The sequence below is a fragment of the Paenarthrobacter sp. YJN-5 genome (genome assembly GCF_015040095.1).
GTDB classification, from domain to species: domain Bacteria; phylum Actinomycetota; class Actinomycetes; order Actinomycetales; family Micrococcaceae; genus Arthrobacter; species Arthrobacter ureafaciens.
The window spans coordinates 501,039-518,942 of record NZ_CP053544.1 but is presented as its reverse complement, the minus strand read 5'-3'; the positions used below and the strand labels follow the sequence as shown (position 1 = coordinate 518,942).

15 protein-coding genes are annotated in these 17,904 nt (G+C 64.1%); 5 read left to right on the top strand and 10 right to left on the bottom strand.

Annotation, left to right across the window (positions count from 1 at the left end):
- Positions 1–45: 45 nt before the first annotated feature.
- From HMI59_RS02430 to HMI59_RS02410, 5 genes are read right to left on the bottom strand one after another with little or no spacing between them, the layout of a single operon-like run.
- Positions 46–1,098, bottom strand: a complete 1,053-nt coding sequence (locus tag HMI59_RS02430) for a siderophore-interacting protein (RefSeq protein WP_193592688.1) — start codon at positions 1,096–1,098, stop codon at positions 46–48.
- Positions 1,095–1,919, bottom strand: a complete 825-nt coding sequence (locus HMI59_RS02425) for an ABC transporter ATP-binding protein (protein ID WP_193592687.1) — start codon at positions 1,917–1,919, stop codon at positions 1,095–1,097. The genes HMI59_RS02430 and HMI59_RS02425 overlap by 4 nt, the downstream gene beginning before the upstream one ends.
- Before the next feature lies 1 nt (position 1,920).
- Entirely contained in the window at positions 1,921–3,027 is a 1,107-nt protein-coding gene (locus tag HMI59_RS02420) for an iron chelate uptake ABC transporter family permease subunit (protein WP_193592686.1), read from the bottom strand.
- Positions 3,024–4,136, bottom strand: a complete 1,113-nt coding sequence (locus HMI59_RS02415; RefSeq protein WP_370583559.1) for a FecCD family ABC transporter permease — start codon at positions 4,134–4,136, stop codon at positions 3,024–3,026. The genes HMI59_RS02420 and HMI59_RS02415 overlap by 4 nt, the downstream gene beginning before the upstream one ends.
- A 5-nt stretch (positions 4,137–4,141) precedes the next feature.
- A complete protein-coding gene (locus tag HMI59_RS02410) occupies positions 4,142–5,212 on the bottom strand; it encodes an iron-siderophore ABC transporter substrate-binding protein (protein WP_193592685.1) in 1,071 nt (356 codons plus the stop codon).
- Positions 5,213–5,675: 463 nt separating this feature from the next.
- Between HMI59_RS02410 and HMI59_RS02405 the strand changes: the two genes are divergently transcribed.
- Positions 5,676–6,170 (top strand): FBP domain-containing protein, encoded by a 495-nt coding sequence (locus HMI59_RS02405; RefSeq protein WP_193592684.1) that lies wholly within the window; start codon positions 5,676–5,678, stop codon positions 6,168–6,170.
- An 84-nt stretch (positions 6,171–6,254) separates the two neighbouring features.
- On the opposite strand, the gene HMI59_RS02400 is transcribed toward HMI59_RS02405, so the two are convergent.
- Genes HMI59_RS02400 through HMI59_RS02390 form a run of 3 tightly spaced genes read right to left on the bottom strand, consistent with a single transcriptional unit; the run spans position 6,255 to position 12,017 of the window.
- Entirely contained in the window at positions 6,255–9,698 is a 3,444-nt protein-coding gene (locus HMI59_RS02400; protein WP_193592683.1) for an ATP-binding protein, read from the bottom strand.
- A complete protein-coding gene (locus tag HMI59_RS02395; RefSeq protein WP_193592682.1) occupies positions 9,695–10,567 on the bottom strand; it encodes a DUF4194 domain-containing protein in 873 nt (290 codons plus the stop codon). The genes HMI59_RS02400 and HMI59_RS02395 overlap by 4 nt, the downstream gene beginning before the upstream one ends.
- On the bottom strand, positions 10,560–12,017 hold the full coding sequence (locus HMI59_RS02390) for a DUF3375 family protein (RefSeq protein WP_166187718.1): 1,458 nt from the start codon (positions 12,015–12,017) through the stop codon (positions 10,560–10,562). Before HMI59_RS02390 ends, HMI59_RS02395 begins: the two co-directional genes overlap by 8 nt.
- A 322-nt stretch (positions 12,018–12,339) precedes the next feature.
- Between HMI59_RS02390 and HMI59_RS02385 the strand changes: the two genes are divergently transcribed.
- Complete coding sequence (locus HMI59_RS02385; protein ID WP_193592681.1) at positions 12,340–12,642, top strand: hypothetical protein; 303 nt, start codon at positions 12,340–12,342, stop codon at positions 12,640–12,642.
- A gap of 62 nt (positions 12,643–12,704) precedes the next feature.
- Positions 12,705–14,669 carry an acyl-CoA dehydrogenase family protein gene (locus HMI59_RS02380; RefSeq protein WP_193592680.1) on the top strand — a complete coding sequence of 655 codons (1,965 nt, stop codon included), beginning with the start codon at positions 12,705–12,707 and terminating at the stop codon, positions 14,667–14,669.
- A 12-nt stretch (positions 14,670–14,681) separates the two neighbouring features.
- Here HMI59_RS02380 and HMI59_RS02375 read toward each other — a convergent pair whose 3' ends face one another.
- Positions 14,682–15,086 (bottom strand): YchJ family protein, encoded by a 405-nt coding sequence (locus HMI59_RS02375; RefSeq protein WP_227471511.1) that lies wholly within the window; start codon positions 15,084–15,086, stop codon positions 14,682–14,684.
- 183 nt (positions 15,087–15,269) lie between these two features.
- On the opposite strand from HMI59_RS02375, the gene HMI59_RS02370 reads away from it, so the two are divergent.
- Positions 15,270–16,127, top strand: coding sequence for a hypothetical protein (locus HMI59_RS02370; protein ID WP_193592678.1), 858 nt, complete (start codon positions 15,270–15,272; stop codon positions 16,125–16,127).
- 6 nt (positions 16,128–16,133) lie between these two features.
- Here HMI59_RS02370 and HMI59_RS02365 read toward each other — a convergent pair whose 3' ends face one another.
- Complete coding sequence (locus HMI59_RS02365) at positions 16,134–16,625, bottom strand: flavin reductase family protein (RefSeq protein WP_193592677.1); 492 nt, start codon at positions 16,623–16,625, stop codon at positions 16,134–16,136.
- 243 nt (positions 16,626–16,868) lie between these two features.
- Between HMI59_RS02365 and HMI59_RS02360 the strand changes: the two genes are divergently transcribed.
- Positions 16,869–17,903, top strand: coding sequence for an aldo/keto reductase (locus HMI59_RS02360; protein WP_193592676.1), 1,035 nt, complete (start codon positions 16,869–16,871; stop codon positions 17,901–17,903).
- The last annotated feature ends 1 nt before the right edge of the window (position 17,904 follow it).

Sequence of the window (17,904 nt, the reverse complement as noted above, 5' to 3'; positions counted from 1 at the left end):
ATGTGACAGAGGAACGCCCCACAACGCGCGGGATGTGACAGAGGGTCAGCCTTCGGCTTTGCCGCGCCGCCAGTAGCCCATGAAAGCTACCTGCTTACGGTCAATGCCGACGTCGCGCACCAGGTACCTCCGCATTTCCTTGATCACGAACGCTTCCCCCGCAATCCAGGCGTAGAAGGGCAACGCACCGGCCGGCAGCGTGGGGTTCTTGGTGGCTTCGATGGCCGCGGCATCCAGTCTTTGCGGGGTTTCCCACAGGATGTCCTGGTCCACGTTGACCTCTTCCGGCTCGGGACCGGCGGCGGTTTCGGCGCCCTTCAAACCCACCCAGCCGGGAACGGGAACAGCCTTGGCGACGGCCGCTTTGAGGAGTTCCCCGTGGGGACGCGAGCGTCCGATGGATGCGCCGCGGGCGAGCCAGGTGATCTCGACATTTGCCGGCGTGCTGATCTCCTGGACGTCCGCGGCAGAGGGCACCTCAAGGAAAGCATGCCCGGTGATGTCGGCCGGAAGGCTTTCGAGGATCGCGCTGATGGCCGGGACTGCTGTTTCGTCGCCGGCGAGGAGGACACGCTGGGCGAGGCCCGGCCGCCACTCGATGCCTCCGTACGCGCCGGCCGTGGCGCACTGGGCGGCCCGGTTGTTGGGGCCGATGATGGTGAGGGTGTCGCCCGGTTTTGCGGCCAAGGCCCAGTTCGCGGCTGGCCCGCCATGGCCGGAATCGTCAAAGTGCATGACGAAGTCGATGTCGATCTCCGGGTACACGGCATCAAGGCGCTCCGAGCGGACAGTGTAGGTGCGCATCGAACCTCGGACAGCGGGGTCCATGGCCAGCCATTCCTTGTACCAGCCGGCCTCTTCCATGGTGAACTCGGGCAACGGGATCGGTTGTCCCGCGGCGTCCATGGACGGGATCATCAGTTTCACGCGGAGATCCAGGGTGTCCCCGGCTACGCCAAACTTCCGCAGGGAGTAGCCGCCGAACGTGATGCGCCGGAAGTTGGGGCTGAGTTCCTGAACAGCGCTGACCGTGACATCGAACGCCAGCGTCATCGGCTCCACGGCACTCGCTGTGGCCTGGGTGGGGTGTGCACTCATGAGGCGATCTCCAGTTGGTTGGTTGTAGCGGGCTGGGCGTGATGGCGTCCGATCGGAACGATCAGGGGTGTGCCGGAGATGGGGTCCTGGACCACACGGGATTCCAGGCCGAAAACGGTGTGCACCAATTCCTCGGTGACCACCGCGGAGGCGGGACCTTCGGCCACGATGCAACCGCCCTTCATGGCGATCACGTGGTCCGCATAGCGTGCAGCGAGGTTGAGGTCGTGCAGCACGATCGCCACGGTGGTACCGCGGGTGCGGTTGAGGTCGGTCACCAGGTCCAGGACTTCCACTTGATGGGCGAGGTCCAGGTAGGTGGTGGGCTCGTCGAGCAGCAGGACTTCGGTCTCCTGGGCCAGCGCCATGGCGATCCATACGCGTTGGCGCTGGCCGCCGGACAGTTCATCGACGCAGCGTTCTGCGAGCTCCAACGTTGCGGTCGCCTCGAGCGCGCGCTGCACTGCGGCGTCGTCGTTGGCGCTCCAACTGCGGAAGAGGCCTTGGTGCGGGTACCGGCCACGTCCCACGAGGTCCCGGACGGTGATGCCGTCAGGAGCGGTGGGGTGCTGGGGCAGCAGGCCGAGCGTGCGGGCAAGTTCGCGGGCGGGACGGGAGTGGATGTCCTTGCCGTCCAGGGTGACGGCGCCACCGGCCGGCTTCAGGAGCCGTGACAGCCCCCGCAGCAGAGTGGACTTGCCGCAGGCATTCGCCCCGACGATCATGGTCACTTTGCCTTCGGGGATCTCCGTGGAAAGTCCTTCCACCACCTTGCGCTGCTCATACTGGAGCGTCAGGTCCTTGGCATTAAGGAGGGCCATGTCAGGCTTCCTTTCGGTTCGACGTGACGAGGAGCCACAGGAGGAACGGTGCACCGAGTGCGCCGGAAATGACGCCCACCGGCAGGACGGTTCCATCGAGGATCAACGGTGCGATGTTGGAGGCGAAGAAGTCGGCCGCGAGCACAATCAGCGCACCTGTGAGGGCCGACGCCGGAAGGCTGGGCTTGCGGACGAAGCGGCGGGAAATCGGTCCGGCCAGGAAAGCAACGAACGCTACGGGACCTGCGGCTGCGGTTGCGACGGCGGACAGCGCGACGGCGGTGACCACAAGTCCCAGCCGGGTGCCGTTGACCCTGATTCCGAGCCCTGCTGCGGCATCATCGCCGAGTTCCAGCATGCGCAGCGGGCCGGAGAGGAACATGGTTGCCGGAATGAGCACCAGCAAGGCCGCGGCCAGGATTCCGGCGCGTTCCCAATTGGCTGAGTTAAGGGATCCGTTAAGCCAAACGAGTGCGTCCGCGGCCGTGCGAATGTCCGCGCGGGTCATCAGGAAGTTCACGACGGCGTGCAGTGCGGCGGCGATGCCCACCCCGGCGAGGATGAGGCGGTTGCCTGCCGCATTGCCTCGGTTGCCGCCACCATTTCCCGCACTCCGTGAGATTGCGTAGATGATGGCAGCCACGCCGAGTGCCCCGCCCAAGGCCGCTGCGGATACCACGGCACCCGAGGCTCCGAAGATCACGATTGCCGTGACCGCGGCGGCGCTCGCCCCGTAGCTGATGCCGATGATGTCCGGGCTGGCGAGGGGGTTCCGGAGCATGGTCTGGAACAGGGCGCCCGCAAGGCCGAACGCGACGCCGATCAATGTACCCACAGCCGCGCGGGGCAGCTTGTGTTCCATGACGATGAAGCTGGCGCCGGGGATCTTTTCGCCGCCGGTGAGGTGGTTGATGACGATCGTGAAGAAGTCGGGGATAGTCACCGTGTAGCTGCCCAGGAGCACGTACACCGCGAACATCGCCAGCAGGGCGAGGGCAAGGATGAACGTGCGGCTCAGGACCCGCCGAAATGACAATTGATGAGGGTGTTTGGGCGAAGGATTGGCATTAACTGCCAACTCGGTGGGGAGCTTGTGGAGTGTACTCATAGTCCGGCCGCCTTGCCCCGGCGGATGAGCCAGACAAAGACGGGTGCGCCCACCAGGGCGGTCATGATGCCGGCGGGGACTTCACCAGGAAGAAGGATGACACGGCCAATGACGTCGGCGGCGATGAGCAGGATGGGTGCGGACACCATGGAGAACGGCAGGATCCAGCGGTAGTCCGGCCCGGTCAGTGATCGGATGGCATGCGGCACAACGAGGCCCAGGAACCCGATGGGGCCGGCCAGGGCGGTGGCCGACCCGCACAGCAAAACGATTCCCAGCCCGATGATTCCGCGCGAAAGGCCAACGTTCTGGCCGAGTCCGCGTGCGACGTCATCTCCCAAGGCCAGGCCGTTCAGGACACGCCCGCCCGCCACCACCACCAAGGCACCGATGAGCAGGAACGGCAGTGCCGGAAGGAGAACCGACCAGTCACGGCCGCCGATGCTGCCCACCTGCCAGAAGCGGAAGCGGTCCAGGGTGTCCTGGCTGGAGACCAGGATGACGTTCATCAGCGAAAACAACCCGGCACTCAGCGCCGCGCCTGCCAGGGCGAGCTTGACCGGCGTCGCACCATCCCGGCCGCGGGAGGCGATGGCGTAGACCACGACGGCGGCCGCTGCGGCTCCGACGAAAGCGAACCAGATGTAGCCGGTCAGCGACGTGATGCCAAAGACGTAGATGCCCACTACCACCGCCAGTGCAGCACCGGCGTTGAGGCCCAGGATGCCGGGATCGGCCAACGGGTTGCGGGCAACGCCCTGCATGGCAGCGCCGGCCAGGCCCAAAGCGGCCCCCGCCAGCAGGCCCAGCACCGTACGCGGAATCCGGGCGATGACCACGGCGTGCTCGCCGTCCTGCGGATTGAAGGTGGTGACAGCTTCCCAAATGGTTGAAAGGGGAAGCCCGCGTGCGCCGATCGCCAAAGACGTGGCGCACGCAGCAGCAAGCACGACGACGGCGAGCAGCAGCAAGGCGGTGCGCTTGCCTGCCATTCGCGGACCGTTTGCGGCGGTCGCGTTGCTGCCGGGAGCGATGCCTCGCTGGTTATCAGACACCGAAGTGCCGCCAACCCGCTCCACGGGAGCCGCCGTCGTCGTGCTCAACTTCACTGGACTTACTTGCCTGCTGCGTCCGCTGCTTTACCCAACTGCGGCAGGAACGTATCCAGCGCCCACGGCAGGCTCAACGGGGAAGATGCAGAGATGGACAGCGTCAGGGTGTTGTCCGAGTCGGCAACCAGCGCGCCGCCCTTGATGGCGGGGATCTGGCCCAGCAACGGATCAGTCTTGATGGCCTCGGCGGTGGTGGCATCCGGAACCCAGGTGACGAAGATGTCGGAGTCGAGTTCGTTGGCCTTCTCGGCGGACCACGGGATGAAGAAGTCCTTGTTGGTCTTGGTGTTCTCAGTGACCACCGGTGCCAGCTTCATTCCGATGTCGGAGAGGAACCGGGGGCGGTTGTCGATGGCGGTGTAGACGTTCACGCCATCGCCCTTGGCGGGCTCGAGGTTGCCGTAGATGAAGGTCTTGTCCTTGATCTGCGGGTACTTGGATACCTTGTCCTTGATGGTGGCCTCGGTGTCTTCAACCAGCTTCTTGGCCTCGGCTTCCTTGCCCAGCGCCTTGCCGATCATGGTGGTGCTTTCCTGCCACGGCGTACCGTAAGCCAGCTCCGGGTAGGCAACTACAGGGGCGATCTCGGACAGCTTCTTATAGTCGGCTTCTTCGAGGCCGGAGTACGCGCCGAGGATGACGTCCGGGCTGAGCTTTGCGATTTCCGTGAAGTTGATGCCGTCAGCTTCGGAGAACTGGACGGGAGCCTTGTCGGAACCAAAGCCGGCGCCGGCCTTCTCCAGGGCGTCATCCTTCCAAGGAGTAGAGCCCTTGTCATTGTTGCCCCACTCGTTCTTGGGGACGCCTACGGGAACGACGCCGAGGGCGATCGCGATGTCATCGTTGACCCACGAAATGGTGACGACCCGCTTGGGCTGTTCCTTGATGGTGGTCTCACCGAAGGCGTGCTTGATGGTGACGGGGAAAGCCGACGATGCTGCTTCCGATGATGCCGGCGCCGAGGTGGCGGGCCCGGTGGAGCAACCAGAAAGGGTAAGGGCGACGGCGGCCAATGCGACCGTCGCTGAACCTGCAGTCTTCAGCAGGGCGCGGCGTGGAAGAAGGGAAGCCACGGGACTCCTTAGGTAAGTTATGCGAACCTAAGTAAGGCTAGCCTATCCTTCGGATAATTACGAAACGTTTCTGTCGCGTAATCCTTTCCCATATTCCTCCGCCACATCCCACCCCCTTTCAGGAATCCCTCTGCCACATCCCCTCCCGGTGGACAGCTCCCGCGGAGATTTGGGAGGATATCGGCAGCGGACTACCGCTTCCAGGAAAAATCACGAGGGGAATGAGCGTGCGCACTGCATCAGTTGCCGCAGCCATGGTTGGCGAGGTGGCCGCTTTGGCCTGCTTGGCACACCCCCACGCGCCGGCATCGTCCAAGTAGCACCGCAAGCACCAAGATCCAACGCCACTGTTGGTTTCTTCGGCGTGCCCTTGTGCTCCACGGAGACGGCCCCGCGCCTAACGTGCCATGACGCAGCGCCAGGTGCGCTGCCGACGTCGTAATTTTTCAAAGGAAGCTTCGCCATGCAGAAAATCACTGCCCAACAAATCCGATCATCCTTCATCAATGCCAGCCGCTCAGAAGCTGCCAAACTGAATCTTCCCCGCAACTTCGAAACAATCGAATGGGAAACCCTGGAGTTCCTCGGTTGGCGGGACGAGAAGATGCCCCAACGGGGGTACCTGGTTGTGCCGTATGAAGGAAAGCTGACGGGCGTCCTGCTCCGCGCTCCGGAAGGCGGCTCCGGCAAGAACCGTGCAGTCCTGTGCGAATTGTGCCGGGACGTCTTTTCCAAAGATGACGTTTACCTGTGGGTTGCCAAGAGGGCTGGACAGTCCGGCAAGGATGGCAACACTGTGGGGACGTTGATCTGCGCGGAATTCGGTTGCAGTGCCAACGTCCGCAAGGAGCCGCCGGTCAACGAGATCAACCCGGACCCGGCTGCCGTGGTGCTCAAGCAGATCGCAGGCCTGGAATTCCGCACGGCCCAATTCCTGAGCAGGGTACGGGGCAAGTAGGCCAATGTGACTGGCAGTAGGGGTTGCTATGAGTGCTCAGAACAACCCCTGCTGCCAGTCAGTTGGCAGACGGCGGCGGGGCCGTCAGCGGAGGACGATGTCCACTGGATTGGCTTCCGAACGCCACGCTCCAGGCTCGCCACGTCCCGAAATGACGGGCGCAGTCAGCACGCCGCTGCGGTTGGTGCGCTTGTCGCGGAGGATTTCCGTGACGGAGCCGAGGTGGCGTGACAGGTCGATGACGTTCTCCGGGGCGGCCAACAGCAACTGGAACCCAAATTCGTGGAGCGCCTTGATTCCAGCCCCGGCGAATTCCTCGGACGCCAGGACAAACGCTTCGTCCATCATCACGGTGCCGTACGTCGTGAAACCCTGCTCGGCGATGCCCAGCTGGTAACTCAGGGCAGCCGCCATGATGAAGGCGGTGAATCGCTGACGCTCGCCGCCGGACATGGAGCCGGTATCCGCGTGCATGAAGACTTCCGTCTTCTTTCTGCCCGACGCGCCGGCCACCTCGCGGTGCTCCTTGCACTGGATGAAGAGGTGTCCGCGGACATCGAGAACCTCGGAACGCCAGCGCCGGTCCTCGGGGGTCTGCGAGCCGAGCCGCTTCACCAGGGTTTCCAGTGACTTGTAACGGGCAGTGAGCTCGGCGTCCTCATCCACCTCGGACGGCGCGGCTCCCCGGGACGGGCGTGCGTGCTTGGCCTTGAGTGCGTTCTGGATCGCGTCCTTGAACTGCTTGGCAGTGGCAGGAAGTGTCTGCTTGATATCCAGTTCCAGGTAGCTGCCTTCGTGGAAATTGACCTGGGAAAGGATCCCGTTCAGCGGCAGGATGCGGCTGGTGATGCTGCGGCGTTCCTCATCAAGAAGGTGCAGCAGCGTGCTGAACGATTCATGCGTGCGCTGGTTGAAGAACAACCGGAATTCCGCTTCCTGCGAGGGCAAGCCGTCGCTCACGATCGCATGGTACCGGGCTTCGAAATCACCGGCGGCGCCGATTGACGTGCCATGATCGGCGCTGATGGCACTGCCCCATTCACGCACGAACGCCTCGAAAATCCGGGTCAACCGCTCCGCCGTTGCCTGCCCGCGGGACTCTGCTGCGTGCAATTCATCAAGCAACTTGTTGCGCACGCTGTTGGCCAGGTTATCCAGCTCGTAGAGCTGGGTGACGTCGGCAGCGCCGGCAAAATACGGCTCAAGCGCCGCAACGGTGGAGCTCGACGGCGGTGCTTGCTCAAGCTTCAGCCTCGCCGCCTCCAGCAACCCGTCAGCCGTGGTCATCTGATGGTCGAGCGCCTTGTATTCGCTCTGCAGGACGGCCGCAGCACCTGTGGAGGATTGGTGCTTCTCACGCACCGCCTCGATGTTTGCCCGCAACGGCTCCAAGTCGGCCTGCGCGGCCAAGGCGTCGGCAAGACGCTGCTCGATCCGCGCCAATTCCTCCCCGGCAACTGCTGCCGAAACCTGCTCCCAAGGACGTTCGTCCTCGGCAACCCGGCGGAGGGCTTCCAACTGGCGGGCCATTCCCTGATGCGAATCTTCCCGGCTCTGTGCCAGTTCCGCGGCCTTCGCCAACTCGTTCTCGAGCTCACCGACGCGGGCCGCCACCAGCTCCAACTTGGACGCGTTGTCGAAACCGAGGACGTAGTCCTGGCGGCTCGTGAAGCGATCGTCCTTCTCCACGGTGTGCCGGTTGCGCTTGACCACGCCGCCCAGGCTCAATCCCTTGTCCAGGGAAGCCAGCTCGTCCGGGTCCTCGACGCACGGGTAGGCGAAGTCCACGGCGATCCGTTCACGGACCCACTCCCCCGCCTCTGCATTGGCCCCCGACGTGAGGATGCTCAACTTAGTCAAGAGGTCGCCGTCGGACACGTCCTCCACAGCAAGTGCGCCGCCTGCAAGCGGCTTGGACACATCCACGGCGCGAAGGGCTCCGCGGATGGTGTTGTCATTCAGGTAGCGGGTTACGGCCGCGAAGTACTCACCCGGGACCAGCAGAGTGGTCGCGAGGTTGCGGAGCGCGCGTTCGGCGGCTGGACGCCACTGCTCCTGGCCCTCCGCGAGATCGATGAGCTCGCCCGCGAACGGCATCCGTTCCTCGGGTACGCCGGTGGCCGCAGCTATCGCAGCCCGGTTTTCAATGCTCGACGGCGGCAGAAGGGACTTGCGCGAACGCAGCGACAACAATTCCTGCTGGGCCGCTGCGAGCTCGCGCTTCTTGGTGGCGTGGGCATCGAACGCCTCAAAACGGAGTTCCTTGAGGGACTCCGAGTCGCCCTGCAAGGATGCCGACCGCGCTGCGGCCTGCTCATGGGCCTGGTCCCAACCTTCAGCCGACCATTCCAGGTTCAGCCCGGCGTCGGACAACGCCTTCCTGGCAGACTCCTCCACCTGCTGCCGCAGCTTCAGGCTAACACGGGCGTTCTCCAGTGACTGCTCAATGGCAGAGATCGCGTTGCCGCCCCGGTTGTTGTAGTCGGACTCCAGCTCCCGCAGTTCCTTGGCGAGCGCATCCCGGATGGTCCGCTCCGCCGCGAGTTCCTGCGCTTTCTGCTGGGCCAATTCCCTGAACCGGGCCAAGGTCTTCGCATGCACGGAAACCGCGAGCTGCTGTTTGTACGCCTCAAATTCCTCGCCCGTCAGCTCACGGAGCCGGTTGGCATCCAACAACGCCTGCGCGTATTCCTTGTTGAGGCCGGGAACCGGTGCCAACTGGTCGCGCTGCTGCCGGACATCTTCCAACCGCTGGCGGATGGACATCAGGTTGCTGAATTCCTCAACCACATCGTCCGCGGCGGCAAGCGTCGCAGGAGCATCGAGCACCTGGTCGCGGAAGAAGGTGTTGACGCTGCCGCCCAGGCCCTTGCCTGCCTGGATGACGCGGAGCAAGGGCAGCGCCTGGTCCGAATTGATGCCCAGAAGCCGGCGGAACCGCTCGGCAAAAGCCTTATGGACGTCGAAGACCTGCCCCTCGGGGAAGATCGACTCCAGCGCGCCCTTGGTGAACCGCTTCTGCGCGATCCCCTCGATCGCTTCAAGATCCAAAGGCTTGCTGTCGATCACATAGAACCGGCCGACGCTCGATTCGGTGCCGTTCTTGGGCAAGTCGAACAGCGCGGAAATCGTCACCTTGGTGCCGGCTGCGTTATCAAACGTGAGTGCGACGGCGGACCAGGTTGCACCCGGTCTCTGGAAGGCACTGGCCGAGCTGTCACCGACCGCCTTATCACCGACCTTGCCGCGCATGTAGGTGAACGTGGTCCTCTTGTCCTCCACAGCACCGCCGGACCGCTGGGCCGCGGCCTCGTTGGAACGCGGACGGGCATCAAATACTCGGAGCATCGCGTCAAAGAGCGTCGATTTGCCGACGCCGGAATTACCCGTGAGGAGCGTGCCGTTGCGGTCCACGTGCATGGTGTGGGCGCCATGGAAGGTGCCCCAGTTGACCACCTGGACGAGGGCAAGGCGCATCTGGCCCGGGTTCGTCTGTTCGCCCAAAGGGAGCATGCTTGCGATCGTCACTTCGTGGTCCCTTCGGGTGCGTCCGCCTCCGCGGCGGTACCGGACACATGCTCTGCCTGCTCGCTCGTGCCGTCACCATCGGTGTCGTCGTCCTCATCCGCACCCGAGTCCAGGTCAAGCAGCGGTTCGGTGCCGGATTCGTCGGCTGCTACTGCCACCAGGGCTTCGATGTGGGCCGGAATGTCGCCGATGTTCTCGAAGGGGAGGGCCAGCGGGAGTGCGTTGCTGATGGTGTAGGTGTCGTCCAGCGGGGTGGCCAGGAGCAGTTGGCGGGCCAGGAGTTTGGTGATGGTGCGGTTCACGACGTCGGAGTCCCGCAAGGCATCCTGCTGGCCGGCCGGGGTGTAATTCGCTACCAGGTCGGAAATCTCCTCGCGCGTTACGGTCGGATCCGTCTGGGCCGTGACATGGCGGTCCAGGAGCAGGCGAAGCCGCAGCAGGACGATGGTTTCCACCCGGCTCAGGGCGCGCTGTTGGCGGAGGATGCTGGACCGGGAGCTTGCCCCGATGATCTCCGGATCCACCGGGCGCAGGACCGCGATCTTGCGGTCGTGGTCCAGCTGGAGCGTCAGGAAGAGTTCCGACAGCCGGCTCCGGAGGATCAGTTGGTTATCCAGGAGTGTGGTCCAGAGCTTCTCGTCGCGGCCGCCGTCGATGTACGGCCCTTTCAGCAGTTTCACCAGGGCGTGCCGGACTTTCATGGGCAGGACGCCGGTATCCCCGGGAAAGAGAGCTGCACCGTCAACGAACGTATCCCTCGGGGACACACGGAACGGATCCGCGGTGTGCGTCTCCACCTCTTCCCGGCCACCATCCATGGTGGGGTTATCCGGCGCGGCGAGTTCCGTCGTCGTGATTTCCTCAGTCATCAGAATCCTCATTCAGCGTGACGACGGGCAGGTATGCCGTGCGGATGCTGCCGTCGATTTGTTCGAAGTCGATGTGCTCCCAGGCGGCCCGGTCAAAGGCGGCACCGGTCTGCAAGGCCATGGACAGGAGGGAACGGACGGTGTTGATGTGCCGTTCCTCGGCGGGAAGGTTTTCCCACGCCTCGCCCAGGGTTGCGGACCCGGCCATGGCGGCACGTACGACGTCGGGCCTCGCCTTTCCGGTGCGCGCGGACTTGACGCGGTCCGAGTCGGTGAAAGCGATGGGGTCTGCCAAGCGGGGTGGCGTGGCGAACTCGTCAGGGTCGAAGAGCTTGACCATGGCCAGCGACTCGAAGCCCGCGTTGTAGAGGACGGGACCGGGGACAAGGCCCGGCCGGTCCCGCTCGTAAGGCATGGACCGGATTGCCTGCTCGGCCTCGGCAAGTACTTTGCGGAGCGTGACCGACTGGCGGACGTCGTCGCTCTGGATGTACGTGTTGAGGCTTTCCGAGAGCTTGCCGTAGATCCTCTGGATCTCGCTGTGCTGTGTCCGGAGCTCGGCTACGAGGTTCTTCAGGGTCTCCCGGTCATCGTGCGTGAGGTCGTCCGCGAACTGCCTGCTCAGGACCTCGCCGATGGCTGAGCGGAAACGCAATTGCTGCTGCGGATCTTCGAGGAACGCCGTGAACGAACGGAAGGTACGGCCCTCCGGGCTCTGCCTCAGCCGCTTGTCTGCTTCGAGCACTTGGGCCATGGTGGCACCCTTGCTCAGTGACTCTTCAATGATCTGGTTCCGGAGTTCGCCAACCAATTCCTCGATGCGGTCGCGCATCTTCTTGTAGTCGGCGGGCAGGCTGGCCGCGAGGTCCAGGATGTTACCGGCGGCCTCCACGGCTTCCTCATCGTCAAGGAGCCCGTCGAATTCACCGGAGCTGATGTCCTCCACCAGTTGTTGACGCTCCTGGATCTCCTCCTCGAGGGCTTCAAGGCGGGCGCTCTGGTCCGGGTTGGTCTCGTTGGCGAGCTTCTCCACATCCCCGAGCAGGGTGCCCAGCCGGGAACCGTTGAGGGTGGAACGTTCACTGGACAGGCTATCCAGGAAGGCGAGCACGCGCGCTGCGGCTTCGGTGACTTCGTAAACGATCTGACCGGATTGGTTACGCCGGGTGAGGAACTGCTTGCGGGTCCATTCGTCACCGAAAGCTTTGCCGTTCAGCTGCCCGCCGAGGGCCGGGTCCTGGCGGCGAAGCTGCTCAAGGAAAGCGTCGACGTCGGCATGGAACTCTTCGAGCGGAAGCTGCGGCCGGGTGCGGGTGAAGGAGGCTTGGAGTACCGCGATGACCCACGGCGCCGAGCGCGTCAACGTCCAGGCCGGGCCTTTGGTGAGTTGTTCGAGGTCCCTTAGCCGGGCACTGATGGCGTCGGCGGAGGACATGGCTGAACGGGACAACTACTCTCCTTCAGCTGCTGCGAAACCTGGCTGGCAGCGAAAACTGCCCCGTACAAGGTTAACGCAGAGCGTCCGCACCCAACTAAGTCGCAGCAGAGCACGTTTAGAACGCTGATGACGCGCACAACTGCGACCTACTTGGGGGGTGGGCACCCGCGTGCGTGCCGCCGTCGTGCCCTTTCCGTGACCTACCGCAGGGTAGGGTTTCGATCCCGTATCAACACCGTCTCCATGCTGGCCGCGGGCCCCCGCCGCCCCTAAGGTCAGATCATCGACGCCGGCAACGCCGCGTCTACCCACGCACTGTCGCATAGGGGGAACTGTGGATTTCGACTTTACGACGCTGGAAACCGCCACTTACGTGTTCATTGGAACGCTGGCGTTCGCTGCACTTCTGGTCGCTTTCATCGCGGCGGCGGCAATAGCAACAATTGTTCTCATCGGCGTCATGGGCATGGCCTGGTATGCCATCAAGGCTGTCCTTGGCGGACTGGTCCATGGCATCAACTTCGTCTGGGCCCGACTGGTCCACCATGCCGGCCAAGTGGACATCCCGGCCGAATTCCAGCCGCAGGTATCCACTGGTACGGGTAGCTACCCGCGGGTAGCATTGAGGGACAGCTGAAGGGTTCGCACCCGAGGCGGACCCTGGCTCCATCCGGCACAACCGGTTAGAGGAGTTATCCCATGTCGTCCGCCACTGACAACAGTCTCTCCGCAGCAAGCGTCAACGCCTCCGCAGAGGAGGCCCGTGCCGTCGCCGAAGCCGCGCGGGAAACCGAATGGAACCGTCCCAGCTTCGCCAAGGGCCTGTACCTGGGCAGCTTCGACATCAGCCTGATCCACCCCTGGCCCGAGGCCAAGGCAGAGGATGTTGAGCGCGGCGAAGAGTTCATGGCTAAGCTCGAGGCCTTCTGCAGGACCATGTCCGGACGCGTGATCGAACGCGATGCGAAGATCCCGGACGAATACCTCACAGGACTGGCCGAGTTGGGCGTCTTCGGCATGAAGATCCCGCGTGAGTACGGCGGCCTGGGATTGTCGCTGGTTTACTACGGCCGCGCTTTGGCCTTGGTGGGTTCGGTCCATCCCAGCTTGGGCGCCTTGATCTCAGCCCATCAGTCCATCGGCGTCCCCGAGCCTGTGAAGGTCTTCGGCACGGACGAGCAGAAGCGCGAGTACCTGCCCCGATGCGCCGCGGGCGCGATCACCGCTTTCCTGTTGACAGAGCCCGACGTCGGCAGCGACCCCGCGCGCATGGGCGCCACCGCGGTCCTTTCCGACGACGGAGAGTCTTACGTTGTGGACGGCGTGAAGCTCTGGACCACCAACGGCGTGATAGCCGAGCTCGTTGTGGTCATGGCCCGCGTCCCTGAACATACCGATCCGGACGGCACCACCCACAAGGGCGGCATCTCCGCGTTCGTCGTGGAGATGGATTCTCCCGGCATCACCGTGGAGAACCGGAACACCTTCATGGGCCTGCGAGGGATCGAGAACGGCGTCACCCGCTTCCACCAGGTCCGTGTCCCGGCGGCCAACAGGCTGGGTCGCGAAGGCCAGGGTTTGAAAATTGCCCTGACCACCCTCAACACCGGCCGCCTCTCCATCCCCGGACTGTGCGTTGCCGCCGGAAAGTGGAGCCTCAAGATTGCCCGCGAGTGGTCCAACGCCCGCACCCAGTGGGGCCGCCCGGTGGGACAGCACGAGGCAGTCAGCAAGAAGATCGCCTTCATCGCCGCCACGACCTTTGCTTTAGAAGCAGTCTTTGAGCTGTCCGCCGAAATGGCCGATGCCGGCGCACGGGATATCCGGATCGAAGCCGCACTGGCCAAGTTGTGGTCGACCGAGCTGAGCTGCAGGATTGCCGACGAACTCGTACAAATCCGCGGCGGCCGCGGGTTTGAAACCGCCGACTCCCTGGAGGCCCGCGGTGAGCGCGCGGTGGCAGCGGAACAACTCCTCCGCGACCTCAGGATCAACCGCATCTTCGAGGGTTCCAGCGAGATCATGAAGCTCCTCATCGCCCGCGAGGCCGTGGACGCGCACCTCGCGGCAGCGGGCGACCTCGCCTCGCTGGATGCGAGCCTGCAGGACAAAGCGAAGGCCGCCGTCGGCGCTTCCGGCTTCTACGCGCGCTGGCTGCCGAAGCTGGTTGCCGGGGCGGGAATGGACCCGAGGTCCTACTCAGACTTCGGGCGGCTGGGCAAGCAACTGCGTTTCGTGGAGCGGTCGTCCCGCCGGCTGGCACGGCAGACGTTTTACGGCATGGGCCGTTGGCAGGCGAAGCTCGAGCACAAACAAGCGTTCCTTGGCAGGATCGTGGACATCGGAGCCGAGCTGTTCGCCATGGCCGCGTGTTGCTCGCGGGCTGAGAAACTGCTGCACACCCGGCCCGAGCATGCCGCAGCAGCCTTTGAACTGGCGGAAGCGTACTGCGAACAGGCCCGCGTGCGGGTGGACGAATACTTCGACCAGCTCTGGCGCAACACCGACGACGCCGACCGCGACCTTTCGCGCAAGGTCCTCGCCGGGGATTACGCCTGGCTTGAGGCCGGCATCCTGGACCAGTCCGAAGGAACAGGGCCGTGGATCGCCGACGCCTCCCCCGGCCCCTCAGCCAAGGAGAGCCTGCACCGCAAGTACAGGTAGCTTTCCGGTGCGTTAGCGAACGTCGCCGTCCACGTAGTACCAACGCTTGTCCTCACGCACAAAACGGCTGAGTTCGCGCTGGACTCCGCGTTCGCCGTCGTGCCTGTAGTGAGCTGCGAACTCCACCGTGCCCCGCGCGTCCAAAGGTCCGCCGGCCGTGGTTCCGAGAATGTCCAACCGCCGCCATTCCATGTCCGGATCCAGGTCCATGGTGTCCGGCCGCGTGCTCGGATGCCACGTGCGAAGAAGGTATTCGGGGTCCAGGACAACGAAGGCCGAATACCGCGAGCGCATGAGCTGTTCGGCAGTTGGCGCGCCGGCTTCCGAGCGGTGGAAACGGCCACAGCACTGGTCGTATGGATCCCAGGACAGGCACGGGCAAGCGCCGTTGCGGAGACGGGTGAGATCGGGCGTCAAAATGCCCCTTTCCGAGGCCGTAAATGAGAGCTGCGCAACATATTTTCCCACGCCGTATAACAGCTTTGAAACAACCCCGCAGGAGTGCTGAGCCGGGCGTGATTCCGTCGGTGCCGGACCGTAGGCTAGATGTGCAAGCGGGGGAGACCGCGGGCATCAAAACGCAAAGCCAGGGGAGGCTACGTGGAGGATCCGACAACGCTCGCCATCAATCTGACCTACCTGGGGACGTTGGGGATGGCAGTCCTCATGTTCCTGGGTCTGGGATTCGTCATCATCATCACGCTTGTGGTGGCCGGTATCGGGCGTCTGCTGTCGATCATCATCCTTGCGCTTTTCGGCATCTTCCCCAAGAAGGAAACGACGCCGATCGTCCACCTCCCCCAGCGGCCGGAGGACTCCTCCGCCCCGGTTGGTTCCGGCGTCCTGCCTACTGCTGGCGCTCCGCTGAATGAGCCCGCTACCGGTCACGTGGCCGCCGTTGCCGCAGCCGCTGTTGCCGCTCCGCCCGCACCTTCCGCACCCCCGGTAATGGTTGAAACGCCACCTGCCCCGGCCCAGCCGAAGCGTGACCTCCTTGGAGAAGCCCGACGCCGGGTCGCGGGGGCGGCTGCCTCCGTCAAGGACGGCACGTGGAAGTCCAGGATGGACACCCAGACCAACCACCATCCCCTCGTCGTGGCCGCAGCCAAGGAACCGCCCGTCCTGGCGAAGGGCTGGGCCGAGGCCGTGGCCAAAGCTGACCAGCGGGCGGCTGCCCGGGCCAAGGCTGAACAGCCCCCGGCCATCAAGGTGACAGTCCGCGAGGTGGGAGAGTCGGGATCGCCGGCCAAACCGTCGTCAGGAAATGGTCCTTCCCCGGACGCAGGAACAGCGCCCGCACCAGCGGACCCTGCCACGAAGGCTGAACCCGCAAAACCAGTCCAACCGGTCGCACTCAAGCCCCTTGCCAACAAGCAGGGGCCCAAGAACACCGTCAAAGGGAAGTCCCCGGGCCAAGTGCGCAAGGGTTCCTTGAGCGGTGCCAGCCGCAACTCCTAGGCGGGGTCAGGCCGCCAGCTGGCGGAACGATGCCCCGTGGTAGATGAGTGGCTCGGAATCATGGTTGACGTTGGTGGACTTGACCTCAAGGACCACGATCGCGTGATCCCCCGCCGGAGTCTCTGACACGACTTCGCACTCGAAACCCAGCACGGCTCCGTCGATCAGCACAGCCCCCGAGTCGGTGACGCTGTGGGCCAAGCCGTCAAAGCGGTCGCGGGTCTTGGAGGAGAGCTGGAGGCACGCGGCTTCCTGCCCCTCGGCAAGCACGGATACACCGAGCCGGGCTGCCTGCCGAAGCCTGGGCCACGTGGTGGAGGAGTTCTGCACGGCAAACATCACCAGCGGAGGCTCCAAGGAAACGCCAACTGTAAAGGACGATGCCACCAAGGCCTCGGGCGTGAAGTCGACCATTGCACTGAACGCAGCCACACCGGACGGGAACCGGGCAAAGGCAGCCTTGATCGCTGCTGTTTCATCCACCGTTGTCCGTGTCATTTGATCTGTCCCCTTTGCGCGTCGATTGAACCTCTTTCCCCATGATTCATGCGTTCCCGGGAACCTCCACGTTTGTGGATCCGGAAGTCGTTTGTATTGCCCGGTGTCAAGAAATGTCTCGCAGTAAGGCCCCTTCCGTTACTTCCCAAGACGAAAAACGAAGAAGTTCTACCACTTGCGTTTCTGCGTCCCGCAGCGCTGTGTAGCCTCGACGGGACACCTCCCCCACCACAGGAAGCCGACATGAGCCTCAACGAGCTACGGACGCTTGGACGCACCGGCGCCCTGATCAGCCCCCTCACCCTTGGCACATTGAACTTCGGGACGGGAACCGCCCCCACGGGCCCCGCGGACAGTATCCGCATCATCAAAGCAGCCCTCGATGCCGGGATCACCAGCATCGACACCGCGGATATCTACTCCCAGGGCGAGGCCGAAAACGTGGTGGCCCAAGCCATCCACGGCCGTCGCGACGAGGTCTTCCTCGCCACCAAGTTTCACGGCCAGATGGGTTCCAATCCCGCCCACGCCGGCAACTCGCGGCGCTGGATCGTCAGGGCAGTGGAAGACAGCCTGCGTCGCTTGGATACGGACAGGATCGACCTTTACCAAGCACATCGCCCGGACTACAACACCGACCTGCTGGAAACCATCACCGCCCTCAACGACCTCATCCGGCAAGGCAAAATCCTCTACTACGGCACCTCTGTATTCAGTCCCGCGCAACTGGTGGAGGCACAGTGGATTGCCAACACCAACCACCTCACGCCCCCAGTCGTGGACCAGGTTCCGTATTCGCTCCTGGTGCGTGCCAACGAACGGGACGTTTTCCCCATCACCCAGCAATACGGCGTCGGGGTTTTGAGTTACGGACCGCTCGACGGCGGCTGGCTCGCCGGCGGGTACCGGGTGGGTGGCGGTCAGCCTGAAAGTTCGCGCTTCTCGGCTGTCCCGGGCCGCTTCGACGTGACCGCGCCCTTCAACCAAGCGAAGCTGCACGCGGCCGATGCCTTGGGCCGGGTCGCTGCCCGCTACGGCATCTCCTTGATCCAACTGGCCGTGGCATTCGCCATGAACCACCCCGCCGTCACCAGCGTCATCATCGGACCACGGACCGAGGAGCACCTTACCGATTACCTGAAGGCCGCGGACGTCGTACTCAGCGAAGCCATCCTGGACGAGATCGACGATATTGTTGCCCCCGCCGTGAACTTCCTCGAGCGGGATGCCGGCACGGTGGCGCCGCACCTGGAGTACCCGGAACTTCGACGCCGGTAGG

Coding starts and splice junctions, on each gene's coding strand:
- HMI59_RS02430 (WP_193592688.1), bottom strand. CDS start 1,098: ATGAGTGCACACCCCACCCAGGCCACAGCGAGTGCCGTGGAGCCGATG.
- HMI59_RS02425 (WP_193592687.1), bottom strand. CDS start 1,919: ATGGCCCTCCTTAATGCCAAGGACCTGACGCTCCAGTATGAGCAGCGC.
- HMI59_RS02420 (WP_193592686.1), bottom strand. CDS start 3,027: ATGAGTACACTCCACAAGCTCCCCACCGAGTTGGCAGTTAATGCCAAT.
- HMI59_RS02405 (WP_193592684.1), top strand. CDS start 5,676: ATGCAGAAAATCACTGCCCAACAAATCCGATCATCCTTCATCAATGCC.
- HMI59_RS02395 (WP_193592682.1), bottom strand. CDS start 10,567: ATGACTGAGGAAATCACGACGACGGAACTCGCCGCGCCGGATAACCCC.
- HMI59_RS02380 (WP_193592680.1), top strand. CDS start 12,705: ATGTCGTCCGCCACTGACAACAGTCTCTCCGCAGCAAGCGTCAACGCC.
- HMI59_RS02365 (WP_193592677.1), bottom strand. CDS start 16,625: ATGACACGGACAACGGTGGATGAAACAGCAGCGATCAAGGCTGCCTTT.
- HMI59_RS02360 (WP_193592676.1), top strand. CDS start 16,869: ATGAGCCTCAACGAGCTACGGACGCTTGGACGCACCGGCGCCCTGATC.